Here is a 21,995-nt window from a genome sequence, read left to right as displayed (position 1 = left end):
GCACCTCCGGGGGTGGTGACGGCGGACGAAGATCACATTATGGTGATCATCGTCGGGGGGAAATCCGTTTCCGGCGTCGGCAGGAGGCCGCGTGGGTGACATTGAACATTCAATTCCACTTCCCGGTACCGAATGGGCGGTCTGGGAGGACGTGATCCTCCGGACGACCGGGTTTCCGGCAGACGGGCTCACCTTCTTTTCCGCGCCCGGATGCGCGGCCGCCGCGGACGCCTTCCTGGAAGGCCGAGCGAGCGAGGCCGAGTTCACGCAGGCCTTGGACGGCGCTCTCGCGGACGCGTCCCGCGCCGCCCTGGACGTGGCCACCGACCCTCTCTTCCGCGAGGCCCTGACTTGGCAGAACCTCGCCGCGGCCCGCTACCTGGCGAGGCTGGCCGAGCCCGAGGCGTCCCGCGAGGACGGGAAGACCGGGAAGGAGCTCCGCCGCGCCCGCCACCGGCGGCGCGCGCGGGAGAGCGCGGTCGTCCGCTACTGGCAGCGCTACTGCGGCAAGAACGACACCATCGGCTTCTTCGGCCCGGTCACCTGGGGCACGCTCGACCCGGACGCGGCCCCCGCGGTCACCGCCCGGCCGGGCGCGGCACTCGTGCGGTCCCGCCAGGTCTCCTACGAGTTCTGGGTGCTGGAGGCGTTCGTCGCCTCGCTGCTCGCCGACCCGGACGTGGCGCCCTGGCTGCCCGCCGGGATCCACCCGCACCTGGCCGTCCGGGACGGGCACCTCCTCCAGCCGGGCAAGGATCCCGTGCCCCTGGACGACGTCGAGGCGGCGGTGCTGGCGCGGTGCGACGGCGTCCGGGCCGCGGCCGAGATCGCCCCCGACCTGCGGCACGCCGCGGTGCTCGACCGGCTGGAGGAGGACGGGGTCGTCTGGCGGGGCGTGAACATGCCCTACAACTCGCGGGCGGAGTCCGTCCTGCGCGACGCCCTCACCGCGATCCCCGATCCGCGCGCCCGGGAACGGGCACTGGCCGGGCTCGACCGGCTCGACCATGCCCGCGCCGCCGTGGCGGCCGCCGCCGGGGACGCGGACGCCCTGGCCGACGCCCTCGACGACCTGGACGCCGAGTTCACGGCCGTGACCGGGGCCGAACCGCGGCGCCGGGACGGGCAGATGTACGCGGGACGGCGCGTCTGCTTCGAGGACACCGTCCGCGACCTGGACATCTCCTTCGGCAGGCCGATCCTGGAAGCGCTGTCGGGACCGTTCGGGCGCGTGCTCCTGCCCGCCGCGCGCTGGGTCTCGGCTGTCCTGGTGGAGGCGTACGACGAAGCCTTCCGCAAGCTCTACGAACGGCTCCTCGAACCGGGCGCGGACGGCGTGCCCATGCCCCTGTTCTGGGATGCCGCCCAGCCGCTGCTCAGCGGCCCGGACCGTCCGGCGGACGCGGTCGCCGCCGAGTTCGCCCGCCGCTGGGACGACCTGGTCGGCGTCGAGGCCACCGAGCACGGCGAACGCCGTCCACACCCCGAAAGCCGCCTGCACTTCGACAGCGCCGACCTCGCCGACCAGGCCGCCCGGCTGTTCGCGGCCGACCGTCCAGGCTGGGCCGCGGCCCGCATCCACAGCCCTGACCTGCACATCGGCGCATCCGGCGTCGACGCGCTGGCGGCGGGGGAGTTCACACTGGTGCTCGGTGAGATGCACACCGCCTGGCCCACGCTCGACAACGCCGTCTTCACCGACCGGCATCCCGACCCCGAAAAGCTGCGCAAGGCCGCGGCCGCCGACATCGGCCCGCAGTTCCGCCCCCTGTACCCGACCTGGTGGCCGCAGTACACCGCGCGCGTCGCCCCGGTGCTGGGCACCAGCGACCGCCAGCTCGCGTTCACGGCGGCGCCGGGCGCCGACCCCGGACGCGTCCTGCCGATCGTCACGCTCACCGTCGCCGACCGCGACGGCGCACTGGAGACCGTCGGCCCGGACGGGCTGCGCCGCCCGCTGCGCGAGATGTTCTCGCTGCTGTACGGCTGGCTGGGCGCCGAGGCGTTCAAGCGCATCGGCACCGGCGCGCACCACCCGCGCGTCACGCTGGACCGGCTGGTCGTCGTCCGCGAGACCTGGCGGACGACCGTCGGCGAGACGGGCATCGCCCCGAAGAAGGGCGCCGCCCCCGAGTACCTGGCGGCCCGCCGCCTGCGGGCCTCGCTCGGACTGCCGGAGCGCGTGTTCGCCAAGGTCGGCACGGAGGTCAAGCCCACCTACGTCGACTTCACCGGCCCCCGGTCGGTGTCGGCGTTCGCCTCGATGGTCCGCTCGGCCCGCGACGCGTCCGGCGACGGCGTCCCCGTGACGTTCACCGAGCTGCTGCCGGGCCCCGAGGAGGCGTGGGTGGAGGACGCGGAGGGCCGCCGCTACTCGTCCGAGCTGCGCGTCCAGATCGTCGACCCGGAACGCCCCGGACCAGCGGCCTGACCTCCGCCGCCCGTGAGCCTGGACGAACCGATCAAGATCATGGATCTTCACTCCAGGCGGACCCGAACGACCGGCTCGACCACACCGAGTCCTCGCCGAGGACAGACGGGAGAGCAGACATGGCCGAGATCTCCGAACAAGCCGCCAAGCGCTACCGCGACCAGGGCTGGTGGCGGGACGAGACCTTCCTCGACGACCTGCGGCGCTCCGGGCGGGACACGCCCCACAAGACCGCGCTGATCGTCCGGCGCCAGTCCGACGGGGTGACGACCCGCCTCGACCACGTGGAGCTCGCCGCGGCCGTCGACCGGTGCGCCAGCGCCCTGGTCGAGCTCGGACTGCGCCCCGGCGACGTCCTCGCGGCCCAGCTCACCGACCGCTGGGAACTCGCCGCGCTCACGCTCGCCTGCATCCGCTCCGGTGTCGTGTACAGCCCGCTGGTGAAGACCTACCGGCGCCGCGAACTCGACGTCATGCTCCGCGTCACCGAGGCCCGGGTGCTCATCACCATGGTCGAGGACAACGGCGACAGGCTGGGCGAGCTGGGCGCGGAGTTCGCCGCGGAACTGCCGTCCCTGGAGCGCGTGTTCGTCGCCGACGGCGCCGGCCCGGACGGCACGGAGGAGTTCGAGTCGTTCTTCTTCGGAACCGCCTGGGAGGAGCGGCACGGCCACCTGCTCGACGACCGCGAACTCGGCCCCGACGACCCCTACCTCATCCTGTTCACCTCGGGCACGACGAGCGAGCCCAAGGGCGTCCTGCACACCCAGAACACGCTGTACGCGTCCATGCGCGGCACAGCGGACGTCTTCGGGTTCGACGACAAGATCGTCATGTACACGACCGCGCAGTACACCCACTACACCGGCCTCGTGCAGGGCATGCTGCTGCCGCTGATGCTGGGCGGGACCATGGCCTTCCAGGACGCCAAGGCCCCCGGCGACGCCCTCGACTACATGGCCGAGCACGGCGTCACCTACTCCTACTGCGCCCCCTTCGTCCTGCTGAGCCTGATCGAGGAGCAGCGGGCCCGGCCGCGCGACATCCAGGAGCTCGCCTGCCTGATCGTCGGCTCGGCGCCGATCCCGCCGTACTTCATCGATGAGACGAGGGAGGTCTTCGGACTCCGCCTGCACTCGCTCTGGGGCATGACCGAGAACGGCCCGGTGACCGTCACCCGCCCGGACGACCCCGACGACTGGGCCGCCCACAGCGACGGCAGCGCCATCTCGGGCATGGAACTGCGGATCGACGCCCTCTCGGACCGCACCGACGGCGAGGGCGTCCTGTGGGTGCGCGGCCCGACGCAGTGCGTCGGCTACTTCCGCCGGGAACACCTGTACGAGGCGGAACTCGACGCGGACGGCTGGTTCAACACCGGGGACCTGGCCCGTCCCGACGGCAGGGGCGGCATCCGCATCACCGGACGCGCCAAGGACATGATCCTGCGCAACGCCAACATCGCGCCGGTCACCGACCTCGAGGCGATCATCGGACAGCACCCCGAGGTGGCCGACGTCGCCGTCATCGGCGTCCGCGACGAGCACGAGGACGAGACGATCACCGCCGTGGTGCTCCCGGCCCGTCCGGAAACGCCGGTCAGCCTCGAGGAACTCCAGCGGGTGCTGGACGAGGCCGGGATGACCAGGACCTACTGGCCGCAGCGCCTGGAGGTGCTCGACGACCTGCCGAGGACCGCGACGGGAAAGATCCGCAAGGGGGAACTGCGGGAGCGGTTCGCGGCGCCGCCGCGGGTCCCCTGATCACCTCAGGACCGACCTCCGGTCAGAGGACGACGCGCACCCCGGTGTGGGCCGCGAGGACGTCGCCGGGGCGCAGCCCGAGCTCGAACAGGGCGCTCGCGCATCGTGGTCACCGCCGGCTGAGCGGCACACCCCCGGTCAGCCCGCGGCCGTGCGGTTCTTCCGGCGGGCTCGGTAGGCGGCGACCGTGGTCCGGCTGGCGCAGGTGTTGGAGCAGAAGCGGCGGCTGCGGTTGCGGGAGTCGTCGACGTAGAAGCGTTCGCATCCGTCCGCCTGGCATCGGCCGACGGTGACGTGCGGATCCCCGCAGATCACGTGGGCGAGTGCGGCGGCGCAGCCGCGTCCCAGCCAGGACGTGGGGTCCTCGCCGTCGTGAGCGAAGTGCAGGTGCGGCTCGCCGGTCTCGTCATGGGTGCTCACGATCATCCTGGGCGGGAACCTCTCCAGGAGGAGGTTGACGGGCGCGATCGAACCCGCGTCCGCCACGGTCGCGACGGCGTCGCGGAGGAGCGGCAGGAGCGCCGCGAGCTCCTCGGCGTCCGGGTCGGCGACGCGGTGCTGACGGAAGAACTCCCGTCGCAGGTCACTGGGGTCATCGCCGTTGACCAGTTCGACGGTCAGCTTGGCCATGTTGCCAATGTAGGCGATGTAACGCACTTGACCACCTACCTTCCTTGTCTGCATAGTAGGCCACATGGGCATGAACACCAACTACATTGCCAGTTCCAGTGCGTCCGTCGAGCGCTCGACGCTGTTCATGGACCTGGAGCTGGAGGACGACGGCCTGCGGCTCCGCACCCTGGACGGTCCCGACGTCGCCCTCCTGGTCGAGGCCACGAGCGGAGAACCAGGCCGATCCCTGTGGGGCCCCCACCTCGGCCCCTACTCGCCAAGCGACGCCGAAGCGGCACTGGCCGACTGGGCTCCGGCCAAAGAAGGGCAATTCAGTCTCGGTGTCATCCGGAACGGACGGCTTCTCGGTGCGATCGGGCTGATCCCGGACCGTCCGGGGAGCATCGAACTGGCGTACTGGCTACAGCCTGAGGAGCGGGGCAAGGGCATCGCCTCCCATGCCGCCCGCGCCGCGACCCGGTGGGCCCACGACGTCCTCGCCGTCCCTCGGATCTGGCTGGAGATCGAACCCGGCAACGAACCCTCGCAACGCCTCGCCCAACGCATCGGCTTCGAGTTCGACCAGCTCATCCCGAAGCACTGCCGGACCTGGACCCACCCGGACGCCGAACACGACACCTGGCACGACTGCCTCATCTGGACCCACGAGGCCGCCCCTGACCGTTCATAGGAGAGGGTCGTCCCCGCCGAAGGGCGCCGAGTGCGTCGGTCAAGCGGCGCGGCGCCGCGACGAGCACCGGATCGCAGTCGCCATGGCGGTCACGCCGGTGGGCGGCGGGAGGCGATGAGGGGGCCGAGTACCTGGGTTCCGGGGCCGATGCGGCCGCCGGGGCCGGGCAGCTGGGTGGTGTTGTCGGCGGTGAGCTCGTCGCCGCAGTGGCCGCAGGTGGTGACGGCCTCGGTGTCGTGGCCGCACTCCAGGTGGCGGATGTGGACGGGCGGTCCCGACTCCCCGTACCAGCGGTCGCCCCATCGCATCAGCGCGAGCAGGACGGGATACAGGTCCTTGCCCTTCTCGGTCGCCAGGTAGTGCTCGCGGGGAGGGTGCTCCTGGTAGCGCTCGCGCGTCAGGACGCCCTCCCCGACCAGGCGGGAGAGCCGCGCGGCCAGGATCTTCCGCGAGATGCCGAGGTCGCGGGCCAGGTCGTCGAAGCGGTTCACGCCCACCAGGACGTCCCGCATGATGAGCGCCGTCCACGCGTCCGCGAACAGGTCGGTGGCACGCGCGATCGAGCACGCGACGTCGGTGAGCGGGGTCCTGGTCACCCCCTGAGTGTATGCGAGTTCCCTAAGGGGACTAGTGTCGGTTCCCTAAGGAAACTCACGCGGAGGAGCCTCATGGGACCGACCATCGAACTCGACTCGCGCACGGCCGGCGCCATCGACGGCCGCCACATCCGGGCCCTCACCTTCCAGGACGTCCGGCTCGAGTACGTGAGCTCGGTCCTGCGCCGGCTCGGGATCGAACCGGCGGGACGGTCCGCCCTGGTCGTCGGCAGCGGACGAGGGCTCCTCGCTCGCGGGCTGGCGGGACTCGGGCTGGACGTCGTCGCCCTGGATCCGTCCGCCGAGGCGACCGCGATGGCCCGGGAGGCGGGCGGCGCGGAGGACGGCGGGTTCCTGGAGTTCGCGACCGGGCCCGCAGAGGATCCCGGGCTCGCCGACGCGTCCTTCGACGTCCTCTTCTACGCCGACACCTTCGAGATCACCGGCGACCTCGACCGGGTCGTCGCGCAGGCGGCCCGGCTGCTGCGACCGGACGGCGTCCTCTTCTACGACACCGTGAACCGGACGCCCGTCTCCAGGCTCATCTACCTCGGAGCCTTCCAGGCGCTGCCACTCACCCGGATCATGCCTCCTGACCGCTACAGCGCCGCTCGCCTGCGGACGCCCGGGGAGGTCGCGGCGACGCTCGCCGCCCACGGGCTGCGGAACGAGGACGTCTGCTCGTTCAAGCCGAAGAACGTCCTCGACCTCGTCCGGGCCACCATGGCGCGCCGCGCGGGCAGGATCGACGACGAGGCGATCCCGGGCATGACCGACTTCGTCCTCGAGCCGGACGGCAAGCCGATCGTCACCTACCTCGGCCACGCCCGCCCGATCCAGAGCACGGACGCGTAGTCGGGAGCAGCTGTCCCCGCGGCCTCGACCACCTGGCGCGCCGAGGTCGAGACCGCCCCCTCCGCCGCGCTCTGGGGCGGGTTCACCCCTCGCTGAGGGCTGCGGCCTGGGCGCGGAGGGCCTGGATGAGGGTCGCGACCTGGGGGTGGTCGCGGTGGCGGCTGATCGTGGCGACGCCGATGCGCCGGGTCGGGGTCGGCGGCGTGATCGGGACGGTGCGCAGGCCCGGCACCTGGGGAGTCAGAGCGATGGTCGGGACCAGGGAGATCCCCATTCCCGCGGCGACGAGCGAGCGGGCGAAGAAGTAGTCGGTGGTGGTGCCGCGCACGTCGGGGGAGAAGCCGGCGCGTTCGGCGTAGCGGCGGAGGTACGCCTCGGTCTTGAGGCAGCCGAGCACCCAGGGTTCGGCCGCGAGTTCGGCCAGCTCGATTTCGCCGCGCTCGGCCAGCGGATGCCCTTCGGGCAGGACGACGTGCAGCGGGTCGTCCATGAGCGGAGTCCAGCGCAGGCTGTGGCCCTGTCCTTGCCGTCCGGGCAGGGGGCCGTCGAAGGAGTAGGCGAGCGCGAGGTCCACGGCGCCTTGTCGGACCAGGGGCAGGCTGCCCTCGGGCTCGTGCTCCCTGACGTGGACGACGGTGTCGGGGTGGACGGTCGTGAGGTGGTCGAGCGCTCCCGGGAGCAGGAGCCGTCCGCCGCTGGTGAAGGTGGCGATGGTGACCTGGGTACGTCCGGTGCTGAGCCGGTCGACCTGCTGTTTCGCGTGTTCGAGCTCGGCGGCGACCGATTCGGCGGCGCCGAACATGATCTGCCCGGCCCGGGTGAGGACGACGCCGCGGGTGCTACGGGTGACGACCTGGGCGCCGAGGCTGCGTTCCAGAGCGGCGACGTGCTGGGAGACGGCCGAGGGGGTGAGACGCAGGGCGGTGGCCGCCCGGTTGAAGCTGCCGTGTTCCGCCACCGCCCGCAGGACGCGGAGCCGCTGCACGTCGATCAACAGTTTTCCTTAATACGCGTCCAGCAGGCCGGTACTTCTGCTGGTGACCCTAGGTCTCCAGGATGGAGGCATGCAAAAAGAGATCTGCGTCATCGGCGGAAGCCGGTACGTCGGAAGAGTGCTGGTGGAGCGCCTGCTGGCGGCCGGCCACCGGGTCACCCTGATCAATCGCGGCTCCGTCCGGCCGCCCGCCGGGGTCGAGCACCTCGTCGTCGACCGCGACGACGAGGCCGCCCTCCGCGCCGCGCTCGGGACCCGCGCCTTCGACGTGGTCGTCGACCAGGTCTGCTACACCCCCGTGCAGGCGGCGATCGCCGTCCGCGCCTTCTCCGGCCGCACCCGGCGCTACGTCATGACCTCCACGATCGAGGTCTACGACCCGGCGACCGCCGCGCTCACGTCCGTGCCTGTCGGCACCCCGGTGCCGGAGTCGACCGTGGACCCGGCCACGTGGCTGGTGTCGACGGACCTTCCCTGGCAGGACGAGGCGTACCTCGAGACGCACTACGCCGAGGGCAAGCGCCAGGCGGAAGCGGTCTTCACCCAAGCCACCGGGTTCGGGTTCGCCTCCGTCCGGAGCGCCCACGTGCTCGGCGGCGGCGCGCAGGATTTCACCGGACGGCTCGCGTACTACGTGGAGCGCATCGTCCGGGGCGAGGAGATCGCCGTGCGCGCCGAGGCGCTGCCCACCGTCTTCGTCCACTACGAGGAGCTGGCGGACATGCTGCTGTGGGCGGCCACGGCCACCGACTTCACCGGCCCGGTCAACGCCTGCTCGGACGGCCCGCTCGACGTGCACGACCTGTGCGCCGTCATCGCCGCGCAGACCGGGCGGCGGCCCGTGCACCGAACCGTCGCCCCGGACGAGACCGCCTCACCGTTCTCCTTCGACCGGCACTACGCCATGAGCAACGCGCGCGCCCGGGACCTGGGCTTCCCCTTCTCCCGAACCACCGAGTGGCTGCCCGGCGCCGTCGCCGAGGCCATCGCCGCATCCGCCGTCCCCACCAGCTGAGGAACAAGGTCACCATGCAGTACCGCCGCATCGGCAACACCGACGTCAGCGGCATCGGCCTGGGCGCCATGCCGCTGTCCATCGAGAACCGTCCGGACGAACGGCGCGCCATCGCCACCATCCACGGCGCCCTCGACGCCGGTGTCACGCTCATCGACACCGCCGACAGCTACCACTGGCACGCCGGCGAGGAGGGGCACAACGAGCTCCTCATCGCCCGCGCCCTGGCGGGCTACGGCGGCGACACCTCCGACGTCCTCGTGGCGACCAAGGGCGGACGCGGACGACCCGGCGACGGAAGCTGGACGGTCACCGGAACCCCCGAACACCTCAAGCGCGCCGCCGAGTCGTCCGCCGAGCGTCTGGGCGTCGAGGCCATCGGCCTCTACCAGCTGCACAAGCCCGACCCGGACGTGCCCTGGGCCGACTCCGTCGGCGCGCTGCGCGAGCTGCTCGACGCCGGCACGATCCGCGCCGCCGGACTCTCCAACGTGACCACCGCCCAGATCCGCGAGGCGCACGAGATCCTCGGGGACGGGCTCGTCTCGGTGCAGAACCGGTACTCGCCCGCGGTCCGCGACAGCGAGCCCGAGCTGCGGCTGAGCACCGAGCTGGGCCTGGCCTTCCTGCCCTGGAGCCCGCTCGGCGGCATCTCCCGCAGCTCCCTCGACGGCCCCTCCGGCTCGACCTCGGGAGGCACCGCCTTCCACCGCGTCGCCGCCGAGCGCGGCGTCAGCCCGCAACAACTCGCCCTGGCCTGGCTGCTGGCCCGGTCCCCGGCCGTGATCCCGGTGCCGGGAGCCAGCCGCCCGGCCTCCATCCAGGACTCCGCGCGGGCCGTCCAGATCAAGCTGAGCGCAGAGGAACTGACGCTGCTCGAGACGGAGCTGCCGGGCTGAGGCGAGCCTTGGGCGGGCGTGCGGCCTGCTGGTCGTCCCTCAGCGGCGGCACCCTCGCCTTCGCCGCTGAGGGGCCGTCGTTGTACTGATGACGTCTCGGCCGGAAAAACCGCTTGAGGCTTCCTTTCGCGTTCCCTTAGATTGCCTGCGGCCCGTCGCAGTGAAGACAAAGGATGACCGCGTGACCCCGCCTGCTCTTTAGACCTGACACCTTTCGCTCACCTGTAGCCGACGTTCACCGTCGGTTCCGCCGGGTTGCCCTCGTGCGCGCCCGGTCGTTCAGCGTTCGAGGTCGCGCGTAATCGGCCTCGTGTCAGGTCAAGAGAGCTCATGTCTTCACAACCTCATATCGTGCTGCCCTGGGTCGTCCGCCGGACCAGGCTGCCGCTGCTGTCATCGCGGTGCGTGGACTGCCGAGCGGAGTCCGCCACCACCGGCGCGGGCAGGTTCCGCGTCAACTCCAACGGCAAGCTGCTGGACGTGTGGCTGCTCGTCCACTGCATGTCCTGCGACCGGACGAGCAAGCTGACCGTCCACGACCGGGTGCCGGTGAGATCCCTCGATCCGGCCGAGTTCCACGGCTACCGCGTCAACGATCCGGAACTGGTGGCGTCCACGCTGCTGGATCCCCGGCTCGCCCGGCGCAACCGCTTCGCCCTGGACTGGGAGGGGGCCTGGCTGCTGGACGCCTCGCCGGTACCCCTCGACGAGGCATGGCCGGTCCAGATCGAGGTCACCTTCGAGGATCCCGTTCCGGTGCGCCCGGACCGGCTCATCGCGTGGCGGCTCGGCCTCAGCCGAAGCGAGGTGCTGCGCCGGATCAAGTGCGAGAGTTCGCTGCGCCGTCCGACGAGCACCGGATTCACCTTCACCGTGATCCCCAGGGACTGACGGGCTAACGGGGAGGGAACCGCGGCGGGCCACCAGGCCCGCCGCGGTGTCAGCCGGCCAGCGCGTCGAGGCGCGCCACCACGTCCGGCCCGAGTCGGACGTCGGCGGTGACGTCGGCGCCCAGCTTCGTCGCCACGACCAGGTTCTCCGGATAGGGCGCGAGCGCCTCGCGGATGAACGCGTTGCAGGCTCCGGCGCCGTAGATCCAGGCGGTCTCGATGTGGTTCGCGCCGGATCCGGCGGCCTGCCGCAGCATGGCGATGGCGGTCTCAGGCGCCACACGGCCGCCGTGGGTGAGCTGCATCGCGCCGTAGCCGACTCGGGCGACGTCGCGCGGCAGGCGGGCGTCGGCATCGGCACGCTCCGGGCGGACCTGCGGGCCGAGGTCCTGGTGACGGCCGTCGTCGGCGTGGTCCTGGCCACCGACATCGCGGGCGGACGCACGCAGCTCGGACGCCTGTTCGACCTCGTCCTCGACGGGGCACGAGGCCCCGCCGCGAACACCTAGGACGCGGACGGCGTCCGCCGCGAAATCATCAGCCCACGCCTCCCGCCTGGCGGGCCTGTGCGGCGTGTTCGGCGCACAGGCAGCCGACGCCCTTCTCGATCCACTCCCGTCCGCCCCACTCCGGGTGCCGTTCGATCAGCAGGGCCCGCACCTCGGCCAGGATCGCGCCCTCGTCCATCGCGGAGTCACGTCGCCGCCAGGTCTCGTCGCGCAGCTCGCGCAGGTAGTCGCGGACGTCGGCGAGCACCTGCGGGCCGCCGACCTCGCCGTGGCCGGGAACCACCACCCGGTGCCCGTCCACCGCGAGCCGCTCCATCACCGCCAGCCAGCCGAGCCCGGAGACGTCGGTGTCGTACGGCGGGAACCAGGGGAAGATCGCGAACTGCCCGGCCTCGGCCAGGTCACCGGTGAACAGCACACCGGCGTCGGGCACCTCGATCACCTGGTCGCCCTTGGTGTGGCCCTGGCCGGTGGGCCGCAGGCGCACGGTCCGGCCACCGAGGTCCAGGACGTGCCCGTCGTCGTAGACCACGTCGGGCGACGGCACGCGGACATCGCCGTCGAGACGGTCGGCGACCGGCGCGCCGAAGCCGCGGAACATCTCCAGGTAGCCCGAACCTCTCGTCCTCAGGTCGTCCGCCTGGGCACGGTTGGCGACGTAGGTGGCCGCGCCGTCGAACACGTGCGCCCCGAAGGCGTGCTCGGGGTGGAAGTGCGTCGTGGTCAGGTACAGCCGCCGCCCGCCGGCCACCTCGGACGCCAAGGCGAGGACCTGTTCGGCGTTGGCGGTGCCCATCCCCGTGTCGACGACGAGGACGGCCTCCTCGCCGCCGATGATGCCGATGTTGGGGACCAGCTGGATCCCGCGGTCCGGGATCACCAGCACGTCCGGGGCGATCTCCTGGGCACCGGCGACGTGCACGACGGGATCGGGAAGAAGCGCGTTGTTCATGCTGCGATTCCACCGCCGCGGAGCTCCGCTCGTCCAAGACCGATGCGAAAGCCCCCGATGCTCCGCGGGTATCGTCGCAGCATGGAGCTGCGGACGTTGCGCTACTTCGTCGCGGTCGCCGAGGAACTCCACTTCGGACGGGCCGCCGCACGGCTGCACATGAGCCAGCCCCCGCTGAGCCGGGCGATCAAACAGCTGGAGACCCGCCTCGGCGCCACCCTTCTGCACCGCTCCGCCGCGGGCGTGACCCTCACACCCGCCGGAACGGTGCTGCTGGACGAGGCCCGCGACCTGCTCTCCCGTGCCGACCGGATCCGCGCACGCGTGGCCGCGGAGGCCCGTCCGACGTCCATCACCATCGGCCTCCTCGGTGACGGCACCGACCTGGACGCCGTCCGGCTGGCCAACGCCTTCCGCGAGCGGCACCCGGACATCGAGGTCCGCATACGCGAAGCCGACCTGACCGACCCGACCTGCGGACTGCGCTCCGGACTGGTCGACATCGCCCTCACCCGCGCACCGTTCGACGAGACCGGCCTGACCGTCCACGAACTGCGCGCCGACCCGGTCGGTGCCGTACTCCGCGCCGACGACCCCCTCGCCGGCCGCACGCACCTGGAGCTGGCCGACCTGGCCGACCGGCGCTGGTTCCAGTTCCCGGACGGCACCGACCCACTGTGGTGGTCCTACTGGAACGGAGGCGAGCCCCGCGAGGGACCGGTGGTGCGGGCCGTCCAGGAGTGCCGGCACGCCGTGCTCTGGAACGGCACGGTCGGCATGACCCCCCTCGGACACGACATGCCCGAAGGCCTGACCGCGGTACCACTCACCGACATGACGCCAAGCCGCGTGGTCGCGGCATGGAACGAGAACGACACCAACCCCCTGATCCCCTCCTTCGCCCACACCGCAAAAGCCGCCTACCGCGGCTGACCCCTCCCGCTCCCACCGAACATGCGGGCGGAGGTCACTCAGCGATCACCTGATCCACTCCGGGACGCCCGTCCATCACGCGCAGCAGTCCCGGCCGCGCCGACGCGTCCGCTTGGACCCGGTAGGAGTCAGGGATGTCGCCGGCCCGCACATCCTGGAAACCAGGAACCCCGCTGAACCGCTCCTTGAACCGCCGAAAAGCCTCCACCCGCGGCTCGTACCGCACTTGGCGGACGCCGGGAACAGCCCTGATCGCCTGCTCGATCTGCGTCAACTGCTCCCGCGTGACGTCCTTCCCCTCGCAGAGCCGATTCGCCGATGTCCGCGAACACAGAAAGACCGAAACGTTGTAGCCAGGCGGTGGCGCGAGTGCCTCTGCCGCTGCGGCATTGCGCGGCTTGTCGGACGTCCCACTCACTGAGACCCCGGCCACGACGGCCATACTCGCCGCCCCAAGCACCCCAACCCGCAACGCCAGCCGCCGTCCGCGCCTGGGACGAACCCCTGCCCCGCGCCGTCGGGCCTCCAGATTCAGGATGGGAACGTCGGACGACTGGACCATCGCGCCGGCCGCGCTCAGTGCGTCCCGCAGTCTGCCTTCCGTGGTGTTCATCGCGCGTCCTCCTCCAGCATCCGTCCCAACGAGGCAAGCGCCCGGGACGTGGTCGACTTGACGGTGCCCCGGCTCACCCGCATCGCGCGGGCGATCTCGCCTTCCGACAGCTCGCAGAAGAACCGCAGGACGAGGGCCTCCCGCTGCCTGGCGGGCAGCCGATGCAGCGCGGCGAGAACCTCGCGACGTTCCTCCCCGATCATCGCGGCGGCCTCGGCCGACCACGCGGGTGGCACATGCTCGTGCCAAACCGCTCTCCGCCTGCGCCGCCGGGCGTTCCGGCACTCGTTCAACACCGCCGACCGCACATAGGCCAATGCCCGGTCCGGCTCACGCACCTTCGCCCAGCGGCGGTACAGGCCGGCGAAGGCGTCCTGCACGACGTCCTCGGCGGTGGCCTGGTCGCCGACCATCACCACGGCGAGCCGCATCAACCCGAGCGCATGCTCCCGATAGAGCTCAGTGACGACCCTGGCCGCCTCATCGACGGTGGTCGTCTGCCCGCGCGCTCTGTCAGCGGGTATCACGTTCACATTCATGTACCAGAGACTCCGCAGCCCCATGCAGGTTGCTCCTGAGCCCCGACTTTCTCGGTCGTTGAGCCGCGTGCCTCAGGCGGTTCAGCGTCCCGCTGCCGAGGCGGAGCGGGGACGGTCCGGGGATGTGTTGGGCGGTGTGGCGCGCCACAAGCGGCGCGAGGCCAGTGCGGCCAGCGCGGCGCCGCCGGCGTTGAGGAGAACGTCGTCCACGGACGACACGCGGTCCAGGCGCAGGACGTACTGTGCGACCTCGACCAGGGTCGAGCAGCCCGCCGCCAGCGCCAGGATCCGCAGCACCGACGCCAGCGCCGTGAACCGAAGCGGGGCGAGAAAGCCCAGCGCGGCGAACACCAGCATGTTGCCGACGACCTGGACCGTCGCCATCACCGGATTGCCCGAGAGGACCGCGATCAGGTCCCGCAGGGGGATGAGGCTCACCCGGCCCGGGGCGGTGCCCGGGTGCTCGCCCGGCAACATGATCATCCATATCCACGGCACCGTCCCGTAGACGATGCCGACCTCGGCCAGCGACATGCGCCGCGCCCGGGCCGAGGGAACGCCCGCGGCCCTCCGGCGACGCGCCAGAGCCCACACCGCCAGGACGGCCAACGGCAGCGCGGCCACCGTGATGAGCACGACGCCCCGGGTCGTCCCGACCCAGCCGTGCCAGCCCTCGACCATGCGACCTCCGTGTTCGTGACATACCGAAGCCCCGGCAGCGAGCTGGTCTCGCTGCCGGTCATCTCATCGACTGCAGGTGCTGGACGGGTGGCCAGACGCGGCCCGTGGTTGAAGACCTGGTTGAAGGCGCCTCTGCGGATCCGCTGGTCAGGCGACGACCAGGGCGATGAAGGCGTTCAGGTTCGTCATGATCCGGGTGGTCTTCTGCTCAAGCGGGATGCCGTCGTCGTGAGCGTCGCCCAGGAGGGTCTGCTTCTTACCGCGCACATAGAGCGAGCAGGCCAGATCGGCGCACAGGTACTGCCCGACGGTGTTGCCCTGCTTGCCGGCCTCGCCCGCGCGTCGCGCGCTCATCAACGCGACACCGCCACCGGTGTGGACGGTCTGGCAGAACGAGCACAGGCTGGTCGAGTTGAACCCGCGCGCCTTGCCGGGCGCGGACGCGTAGCGCAGCGCGATCCCGACGAGACGGTCGGCCGTCTCGGTGACCAGGTAGGCGCGGTCCGGAGCCTTGGGATCCCGCCAGCCGAGGAATTCAAGATCGTCCCAGGGTGTCTCCGCGAAGTCCCTGGGGAGGTTCAGGCGCTTGGCGTCACCCTTGGAGCAGTTGACGAAACAGGCCCGCAGGTCACGTTCGGTAATCGCTTGCATGGGCTGCGAGCCTATGGTCCCGCTCATGCCGCGGGCAAAGGGTTAATGGGCTGGGATGGTCGGGCCGTGCTCGAGCAGTCGGCGCAGGTCGTTGACCGGCTGGACACCCGAGACCGGCGGACGACCGTCGATCACCAGGCTGGGAACGCTGGTAACGCGGCGTCGGCTGCGCGGAGCCGGTCGGCGCGCACCTGCTCGGCCTCGTAGGCAAGGCGTTGGCGTTCAGGGTGAGCAACCTCGACGCTGGCCGTCCCGCTCGTGATGAGCGGACGGCCAGCGTCGAGGTTACTCACCGGCTCGCAGTCTCAGCCGCGGGTGCCTCCGCCGGCACGGGGGCGGTGGCGAATCGGCGGGTCGAGACGTGCAGCGCCAGGAGTGCGAGAGCGACCGCGGCGGCCGCCACCAGGGCCAGCGTGCTCGCGCCCCTCGCCACGGCGAACGCGCCGACGCCTCCGGCCACGGCCTGACCCGCGTAGATCGCCGAGGAGTTCAGCGACAGCGCGATGGGACCTCCGGGACCGCTCGCGCCGAGCAGTCGCTGCTGCTGGGCCGGGTTGTAGAGCCAGCTGATCAACGACCAGAGCCCGAGCACCACCGACAGCACCACCAGGTTGGTCCCGGTGACCCCGAGCACGGCGAACACCAGCGTGAAGACCAGCAGGCCGGTCATGCCGATCGCCGCGACCCTGGTGGGCGGCATGTGGTCGATCATCCAGCCCGCGGCCAGGTTCGACAGCACCGCCGTGATCCCGGCGACCAGGTACAGCACGGTCAGCTCGCTGCCGGTGACGCCCGCGGTGTGGTCCGCGAACCAGGCCAGGTAGGAGTAGAGGACGAAAACGCCGGCCATCGCCAGCGCCGTGGCGACGAGGGTGGGCAGCACGCCGGGAATCCGGGCCACGGCCAGGCGCTGTGCGAACGAGGCGACTCCGGGGGAGGGCATCGAGTGGAGGGTGAGGCCCAGACCGGCCAGCGCGATCACGCCCAGGATGGCGACGAACACGAACGTGCCACGCCACCCCGCCGTCTGGCCGATCAGGGTTCCCAGCGGCACCCCGAGGGCGTTGGCGACGGTCAGGCCGCCCAGCACGGTCGCCAGCGCGCGTCCGCGTTCGGCGGGAGCGGTGAGGGTCACGGCGGCCGCGGTGGCGGCGGGAGTGAACAACGCCGCGGCCAACGCGGCGAGCACCCGGGCGATCACCATGATCGGGTAGTTGGGGGCGACGGCGGCGAGCAGGTTGGCCGCGACGAAGACCGCCATGGCCACGAACAGCGCGGTACGCCGGTTCCAGTTGCCGGTCAGCACCGCGAGAACGGGAGCGGCCAGCGCGTAGACGCCGGAGAAGATCGTGATCAGCTGGCCGGCCTCGGCGACGCCCACGCCGAGGCTGCGGCCCATCACGGGAAGCACACCGCTGATGACGAACGCGTCGGTGCCCAGCGCGAAGGTGCCCAGCGACAGCAGCAGGACCGGCTTGCGGGCCGACCCCGTGGGTAGCACGGAGTGGAGTTTCATGCGGATTCCTCAGTGGTTGACAGGGGTGGGGATCCGGGCGGCGAGGTCGGCGATGGTGAACGAGCCCAGCGAATCCCGCCAGGCGCGTTCGGCCTCGCCCATCGCGGCGTTGATCAGGCAGGGGCCGGTGCACTGGTCGGGGGCGAGGGCGCCGCTACCGCGCTGGCGGATCTCCGTGCAGACGAACAACTGGGAGGAGCCGTCGATCGCCTCGACGATGTCGAGCACGCTGATGTAGGCCGCCGGACGGCCGAGGCGGTAGCCGCCCTTGGGCCCCGGAACGGCGTGCAGCACCCCGGCCCGCGTCAGGGAGTGCAGATGCTTGGCCAGAGTGGGCTCGGCCAGACCGTGATAGTCGGCGAGGTCGGCGCGGCGCACGACGGTGTCCGCCGGCATGCGCGCCAGCAGCACCACGCAGTGCAGACCCCACTCAACGCCTTGGGAGAGCTTCATGTGATCAACACTAGCCTATTGTCGACATCAACTATCCACAATGCCCTCATTGAGCCGTCGCCGACCTCACCGCGGTGTCGGGTGCATCCATCGATGCCGGGTGTCGTAGGACTCGTGTAGCCGGCCGGCGATGAGAAAGGCCCTCCGCCTGCCCGGCATGCCGGGCAGGCGGAGGGCCTTTCTCATCGGGTCAGCCGCCGATCACCTCAGCCGCCGCCTGACCCGCCGCCCGGCCCTCCGCCGGGTGCGGCCCCGGTGATGGCCTGCGTCTCCCGTCCGATCATGTCCTGGAGCGGCACACCGTCGATGTTGCCGAGGATGACGCCGACCCAGCCGTTGTACGGGTAGATGTCCCAGTTGGCTGCGACACCGGGGTCGCCTCCGCCGCGCTGGTACCTCCACTGGCCTTTGAAGATGGAGGCCGTGATCCCGTACGCGCCGAACGACGTCGGTCCGTGAGGGATCTTGGCCCCGGTGAGCACGTCGGCCCAGGGCCGGTCCAGTAGCGTGCCGTCGCCCAGCGCGTGCGCGAACCGGACCAGATCCGGCGCGGTGGCGAAGCCGCCGTCCCCGGGGGCGTTGATGAAGGCGCGGCCCGGGTTCTTGCCGAGCGTCATCGGGTTCGGGCTGCTCTTGCCCAGGTTGCGGACGGCGTCGACCTGGCTGCCGCCGGCCAGCGTCACGTACGGGTGCGCGATGTGGGTGTCGGTGAGCCACTGCGGCCTGGTGTAGAACGCCGAGCCGGTCATGCCGCAGCGCTTGAAGATGTGCTCCTCGACGTAGTCCCAGTACGTCGTGCCGGCCACGGCCTCCACGATCAGCGCGGAAATGGTGATCTCCGCTTCCGCGTGAGCGGTGTCGGGAACGCCTGGGACGCCCACCAGTTTCGCCTGCCGGGCCCGCCGCTCGTAGTACTTGTGCACCTCACCCTGGCTCCGGAAGACGCGTTTGACGTCCTCATCCGGGCTGGACAGCCCGGATGTGCCGGAGAGCAGGTGGTGAATGGTCACCTTCTCGGCGATGTCGTTGGCGAAGCCCTTCAGATGGGTGCCCACCGTGTCCGACAGCTTCACCTTGCCCTGCTGCGCCAACTGCAAAAGGGCCACCGCGCCGAACGGCTTGCCCGCCGAACTGAGGCTGAACGCGACGCCCTCGTGGTTGCGGATCCCCTTCTCCTTGTCGGCCATGCCGTAGCTTCGCGACAGCACCGTCCGACCCTTGTGCGACAACAGCACCACGCCGGAGAACTTGCCCTCGGCGGCCAGCTTCGCCACGTACCGGTCGTAGGCCCCGCCGGGACGGGTGTCCGGCGGGACACCGAGGTCGGTCAGCGCCGCACGTTCCTGTCCCGCAGGCACGGCATGCCCGCGGCGGGCGCCCACCAGTGGCACTCCGGCCGCCACCCCGCCGACGGCCGCCAGCCCGCCCCACCCGAGCAGCCGCCGCCGGTCGACGCCACGCGCGGAATTCGAGTCCATGATCACGATCCGTTCCCGATCGGCAAACCGACCGTCGCAGAGGCCTACCGCGGCCCATGCCTCCACTGAAGACGGAAGACCATTGCTGTGGCGTATGAGGTTTTCGATACGCCTGCGATACATCGAAGCCCCGGCATCAAGAACCGGCGGGCCCGCACGGGGACGGCCGGTCGGCGTCGGTGAGCCCAGGTCATGACAGGTTGTGCGGGCTCATCGGCCGGTGAGCGCGCGCGACGTCGCGCGGATGGTCCGTGCGAGTTCGTCCCGGCTGGTCGGCTGTCCCGCGTCCAGCCAGGAGAGGATCAGCTCGATGGTCAGCTTGGGGATCAGGCCGGCGATCCAGCGCCGCTGAGCGGCGTCCGGCAGGGCTTCGTGCAGGTGGTTCTCGGTGGCCTGGGCGGCGACGCGGTTCCGTTCCTCCATGTGTGCGGCGAACTCGGGTTCGCGCTGGGCGTGCCGGAACAGCAGGCGGAAGCCGTCGGGGTCGTCGCACGCCGCGTCCACCAGCGCGGGAACCGTCTCCTCACCGAAGGTGTCGGGGGCGCCGAGGCGCGCGCGGAGGCGCTCCTGGGTGTCATCGAGGACGGCCTGGTACAGGTCGGTCTTCGAGGCGAAATGCCGATAGATGATCGCCCGCGTCACACCCGCCTCGCGGGCGACGTCCTCCAGGCCGGTCTCGGCGAACCCCTGGCGGGCGAAGGCCGTGGCCGCGGCGCGGATCAGCTGGGCTCGCCGCTCGTTTCGCGGCAGCAGCCGTCTGCCGTGCGGAGCCTGTCCGGTTTCAGTCACATCGCCACCCTCGCATGCATGGCACCCCGCCATGTGTACACTCCGAAGTGTACACAGCCATGTATACACAAGGAGGCCGAGGTGGCCAACGAGATCACCCGGCGCAGGCCCAGGCTGCTGACGAATTCGTCCGTGCGGTGGAACATCGTGGCGCCACTGGTCGCCTACCTGGTCCTTGCCAGAAACGGCATGAGCACCGTGGACGCCCTGGCCGTCGCGGCGCTCTTCCCGGCAGCGGGCGGCGTGCTCGTCCTGGCGCGGGGCAGAAAGGTCGATCCGTTCGCCGTGCTGTCGCTGACGTCGATCGCCATCGGCCTGACCGCCGCGCTCGCCTTCCACGACGGACGGATCCTGCTGGTCAAGGAGTCCCTGACCACGGGCGCGCTGGGGATGGTCTTCCTCGGCTCGCTGCTCGCGTCCAAGCCGCTGATCTTCACGCTCAGGCGGCGCCTGTTCGTCGGTGACCGGCCCGACGCCCAGGCCGCCTACGACCGCACCTGGCAGTCGCCGTCCGTCCGGACCGAGGCCCGTCGAATCACCGCGATCTGGGGCATCGCACTGCTAGTGGAGGCCGCCGCGCGGGTAGGCCTGTCCTATGTGCTGCCCGCGACGGTCATGGTGACCATCTCGCCGCTGCTCGGCCTCACCCTCGCCCCTCTCGGGGTATGGACCCTACGACCGCGCGCAGGCCGCCCCACCGAACCCGGCCCACCCGACGCACTGTCTCCGACCCGCTGAGTGAGGAGCGAGTCCATGGAACACCTGCCCTTCCCGCCCGCCGACGACATCCTCGACATCGCGCCGCGCTACCGCGAACTGCAGGACGAGCAGCCGGTCACCCAGGTGCGCACCGTCGCAGGCGACCCCGCCTGGCTCGTCACCCGGCACGAGGATGTCACCGCCCTGTTCGGCGACGACCGCCTCGGCCGCTCCCACCCCACCCCCGAGCGCGCCGCACGGGTGTCGGCCTCGGTGATCCTAGGAGGCCCCGCCGGCGACCACGACACCGAACGTGACCGCCACCGCCAGTACCGGCGGCTGCTCACCCCCGCCTTCTCCGCCCGCCGGATGAACGCACTCCGCCCCCACGTCGGAGACCTGGTCGACCATCTGCTGGACGAACTGCCCGCCCCGCCCGCCGACTGGCACCAGGCGTTCTCCGTTCCCCTGCCGGTCATGGTGATCTGCGAACTCCTCGGCGTCCCCTATGAGGACCACCACCTCTTCCGCCACTGGGCGAACGAGCTGACCTCCCTCACCGATCCCGCCAAGGCCCAGGCCGCCCAGGACGACCTCATCGCCTACGTCCACGACCTCCTGCCCCACAAGAGGAACAACCCGGGCGAAGACGTCATCTCCGATCTGCTCGCCGGCCAGGACGACCACGGCCTCGTCGACGCCGACATCGCCCGTATGGCCGCCATGCTGCTGTTCGCCGGACACGAGACCACCGTCGTCCGCCTCGACCTCGGCCTTCTGATGCTCCTCACCCACCCCGAGCAGCTGGACGCCGTCCGCACAGACCCCGCCCTGGTCCCCAACGCCGTCGAGGAGATCCTGCGTCTGTCCAGCCTCAACGCGACCGGTGGCCTGCCGCGCTACGCCCACACCGACGTCTCCCTCGGTCAGACCACCATCCCCACCGGCGACGCCGTCATCCTCGCCCCGCAGGCCGCCAACCGGGACCCTCGCGTCTTCTCCGACCCCGGCGTCTTCGACATCACCCGCACCTCCAACCCGCACCTCACCTTCGGCCACGGCTCCCACTACTGCATCGGCGCCGGCCTCGCGCGCATCGAACTCCAGGAGGCCTTCACCCGCATCCCCACCCGGCTCCCGAAGCTCCAACTCGCCGTCCCGCGAGACGAACTGCACCTCCGCAACGACCGCCTCACCGGCGGCCTCGCCGCACTACCCGTCACCTGGTGAAGCCTTGCCCGGTGGCGAGTAGGCCTGGGTGATGTCCGGAGCACAGCACGACCGAGCCTTCGCCGTCGCGGACCACGGAGGGCCCGGGCACACCTGGCAGGTGGTTGCGTTCCCGTCCTGGCGCCTTGGGACGGGAACGCATCCGGCTCGGTGAGCATGCCGACCGGCTCAGCGCGCAGGGTCGCCAGCCGCGCCATCTCGGCATC

Annotated in this window: 24 protein-coding genes; 11 read left to right on the top strand and 13 right to left on the bottom strand. The window is 71.2% G+C overall.

All coding sequences use genetic code 11. From position 1 onward, the window contains the following. Positions 1-91: 91 nt before the first annotated feature. Positions 92-2,431 (top strand): lantibiotic dehydratase, encoded by a 2,340-nt coding sequence (locus tag AB0L06_RS06745; protein WP_500229942.1) that lies wholly within the window; start codon positions 92-94, stop codon positions 2,429-2,431. A 119-nt stretch (positions 2,432-2,550) separates the two neighbouring features. Continuing rightward, on the top strand, positions 2,551-4,194 hold the full coding sequence (locus AB0L06_RS06740) for an AMP-binding protein (RefSeq protein WP_500229941.1): 1,644 nt from the start codon (positions 2,551-2,553) through the stop codon (positions 4,192-4,194). A 138-nt stretch (positions 4,195-4,332) separates the two neighbouring features. Here AB0L06_RS06740 and AB0L06_RS06735 read toward each other — a convergent pair whose 3' ends face one another. After that, on the bottom strand, positions 4,333-4,824 hold the full coding sequence (locus tag AB0L06_RS06735) for a CGNR zinc finger domain-containing protein (protein WP_500229940.1): 492 nt from the start codon (positions 4,822-4,824) through the stop codon (positions 4,333-4,335). 64 nt (positions 4,825-4,888) lie between these two features. Between AB0L06_RS06735 and AB0L06_RS06730 the strand changes: the two genes are divergently transcribed. After that, positions 4,889-5,497 (top strand): GNAT family N-acetyltransferase, encoded by a 609-nt coding sequence (locus AB0L06_RS06730; RefSeq protein WP_500229939.1) that lies wholly within the window; start codon positions 4,889-4,891, stop codon positions 5,495-5,497. Between the two features lie 89 nt (positions 5,498-5,586). Here AB0L06_RS06730 and AB0L06_RS06725 read toward each other — a convergent pair whose 3' ends face one another. Continuing rightward, positions 5,587-6,093, bottom strand: coding sequence for a winged helix-turn-helix transcriptional regulator (locus AB0L06_RS06725; protein ID WP_500229938.1), 507 nt, complete (start codon positions 6,091-6,093; stop codon positions 5,587-5,589). A 72-nt stretch (positions 6,094-6,165) separates the two neighbouring features. Between AB0L06_RS06725 and AB0L06_RS06720 the strand changes: the two genes are divergently transcribed. Then, positions 6,166-6,948: a class I SAM-dependent methyltransferase gene (locus AB0L06_RS06720; protein WP_500229937.1), complete on the top strand. Its 783-nt coding sequence runs from the start codon at positions 6,166-6,168 to the stop codon at positions 6,946-6,948. 82 nt (positions 6,949-7,030) lie between these two features. Here the strand turns inward: AB0L06_RS06720 and AB0L06_RS06715 are convergent, their stop codons facing one another. After that, entirely contained in the window at positions 7,031-7,933 is a 903-nt protein-coding gene (locus tag AB0L06_RS06715; RefSeq protein WP_500230381.1) for a LysR family transcriptional regulator, read from the bottom strand. A gap of 79 nt (positions 7,934-8,012) precedes the next feature. Between AB0L06_RS06715 and AB0L06_RS06710 the strand changes: the two genes are divergently transcribed. The 3 genes from AB0L06_RS06710 (at position 8,013) to AB0L06_RS06700 (ending at position 10,747) form a co-directional block, all read left to right on the top strand. Next, positions 8,013-8,957 (top strand): NAD-dependent epimerase/dehydratase family protein, encoded by a 945-nt coding sequence (locus AB0L06_RS06710; protein ID WP_500229936.1) that lies wholly within the window; start codon positions 8,013-8,015, stop codon positions 8,955-8,957. 14 nt (positions 8,958-8,971) lie between these two features. Next, positions 8,972-9,856 carry an aldo/keto reductase gene (locus tag AB0L06_RS06705; RefSeq protein ID WP_500229935.1) on the top strand — a complete coding sequence of 295 codons (885 nt, stop codon included), beginning with the start codon at positions 8,972-8,974 and terminating at the stop codon, positions 9,854-9,856. 351 nt (positions 9,857-10,207) lie between these two features. Further along, positions 10,208-10,747, top strand: a complete 540-nt coding sequence (locus AB0L06_RS06700; RefSeq protein WP_500229934.1) for a DUF1062 domain-containing protein — start codon at positions 10,208-10,210, stop codon at positions 10,745-10,747. A 49-nt stretch (positions 10,748-10,796) separates the two neighbouring features. Here AB0L06_RS06700 and AB0L06_RS06695 read toward each other — a convergent pair whose 3' ends face one another. Further along, positions 10,797-11,027 carry an aldo/keto reductase gene (locus AB0L06_RS06695; protein ID WP_500229933.1) on the bottom strand — a complete coding sequence of 77 codons (231 nt, stop codon included), beginning with the start codon at positions 11,025-11,027 and terminating at the stop codon, positions 10,797-10,799. Positions 11,028-11,036: 9 nt separating this feature from the next. Between AB0L06_RS06695 and AB0L06_RS06690 the strand changes: the two genes are divergently transcribed. After that, positions 11,037-11,255, top strand: a complete 219-nt coding sequence (locus tag AB0L06_RS06690) for a hypothetical protein (RefSeq protein WP_500229932.1) — start codon at positions 11,037-11,039, stop codon at positions 11,253-11,255. Positions 11,256-11,283: 28 nt separating this feature from the next. On the opposite strand, the gene AB0L06_RS06685 is transcribed toward AB0L06_RS06690, so the two are convergent. Then, a complete protein-coding gene (locus AB0L06_RS06685; RefSeq protein WP_500229931.1) occupies positions 11,284-12,207 on the bottom strand; it encodes an MBL fold metallo-hydrolase in 924 nt (307 codons plus the stop codon). A gap of 81 nt (positions 12,208-12,288) precedes the next feature. Between AB0L06_RS06685 and AB0L06_RS06680 the strand changes: the two genes are divergently transcribed. Beyond that, positions 12,289-13,140, top strand: a complete 852-nt coding sequence (locus AB0L06_RS06680) for a LysR family transcriptional regulator (RefSeq protein WP_500229930.1) — start codon at positions 12,289-12,291, stop codon at positions 13,138-13,140. Between the two features lie 34 nt (positions 13,141-13,174). Here the strand turns inward: AB0L06_RS06680 and AB0L06_RS06675 are convergent, their stop codons facing one another. The 8 genes from AB0L06_RS06675 to AB0L06_RS06640 all read right to left on the bottom strand — a co-directional run bounded on the left by AB0L06_RS06675 (position 13,175) and on the right by AB0L06_RS06640 (position 19,860). Next, the gene (locus tag AB0L06_RS06675) at positions 13,175-13,753 is read right to left on the bottom strand and encodes a permease-like cell division protein FtsX (protein ID WP_500229929.1); all 579 of its coding nucleotides are present in this window, start codon (positions 13,751-13,753) and stop codon (positions 13,175-13,177) included. Next, positions 13,750-14,316: a SigE family RNA polymerase sigma factor gene (locus AB0L06_RS06670; protein WP_500229928.1), complete on the bottom strand. Its 567-nt coding sequence runs from the start codon at positions 14,314-14,316 to the stop codon at positions 13,750-13,752. The genes AB0L06_RS06675 and AB0L06_RS06670 overlap by 4 nt, the downstream gene beginning before the upstream one ends. 57 nt (positions 14,317-14,373) lie before the next feature. After that, entirely contained in the window at positions 14,374-14,973 is a 600-nt protein-coding gene (locus AB0L06_RS06665) for a VanZ family protein (RefSeq protein WP_500229927.1), read from the bottom strand. A 147-nt stretch (positions 14,974-15,120) separates the two neighbouring features. Continuing rightward, entirely contained in the window at positions 15,121-15,624 is a 504-nt protein-coding gene (locus AB0L06_RS06660) for an FBP domain-containing protein (RefSeq protein ID WP_500229926.1), read from the bottom strand. A 289-nt stretch (positions 15,625-15,913) separates the two neighbouring features. Then, the gene (locus AB0L06_RS06655; protein ID WP_500229925.1) at positions 15,914-17,140 is read right to left on the bottom strand and encodes an MFS transporter; all 1,227 of its coding nucleotides are present in this window, start codon (positions 17,138-17,140) and stop codon (positions 15,914-15,916) included. Positions 17,141-17,149: 9 nt separating this feature from the next. Continuing rightward, positions 17,150-17,593 carry an RrF2 family transcriptional regulator gene (locus AB0L06_RS06650; RefSeq protein WP_500229924.1) on the bottom strand — a complete coding sequence of 148 codons (444 nt, stop codon included), beginning with the start codon at positions 17,591-17,593 and terminating at the stop codon, positions 17,150-17,152. A gap of 206 nt (positions 17,594-17,799) precedes the next feature. Next, positions 17,800-19,071: a serine hydrolase domain-containing protein gene (locus AB0L06_RS06645; RefSeq protein WP_500229923.1), complete on the bottom strand. Its 1,272-nt coding sequence runs from the start codon at positions 19,069-19,071 to the stop codon at positions 17,800-17,802. Between the two features lie 210 nt (positions 19,072-19,281). Then, positions 19,282-19,860, bottom strand: a complete 579-nt coding sequence (locus AB0L06_RS06640) for a TetR/AcrR family transcriptional regulator (RefSeq protein WP_500229922.1) — start codon at positions 19,858-19,860, stop codon at positions 19,282-19,284. A gap of 81 nt (positions 19,861-19,941) precedes the next feature. Between AB0L06_RS06640 and AB0L06_RS06635 the strand changes: the two genes are divergently transcribed. Then, positions 19,942-20,598 carry a VC0807 family protein gene (locus tag AB0L06_RS06635; protein ID WP_500229921.1) on the top strand — a complete coding sequence of 219 codons (657 nt, stop codon included), beginning with the start codon at positions 19,942-19,944 and terminating at the stop codon, positions 20,596-20,598. Between the two features lie 15 nt (positions 20,599-20,613). Beyond that, entirely contained in the window at positions 20,614-21,789 is a 1,176-nt protein-coding gene (locus AB0L06_RS06630; RefSeq protein WP_500229920.1) for a cytochrome P450, read from the top strand. Positions 21,790-21,995 lie beyond the last annotated feature (206 nt).

This window comes from Spirillospora sp. NPDC052269 (assembly GCF_040679435.1).
Classification (GTDB): domain Bacteria; phylum Actinomycetota; class Actinomycetes; order Streptosporangiales; family Streptosporangiaceae; genus Spirillospora.
Note: the sequence above shows the minus strand (reverse complement) of the source record. Positions and strands in the feature narration are given on the sequence as shown.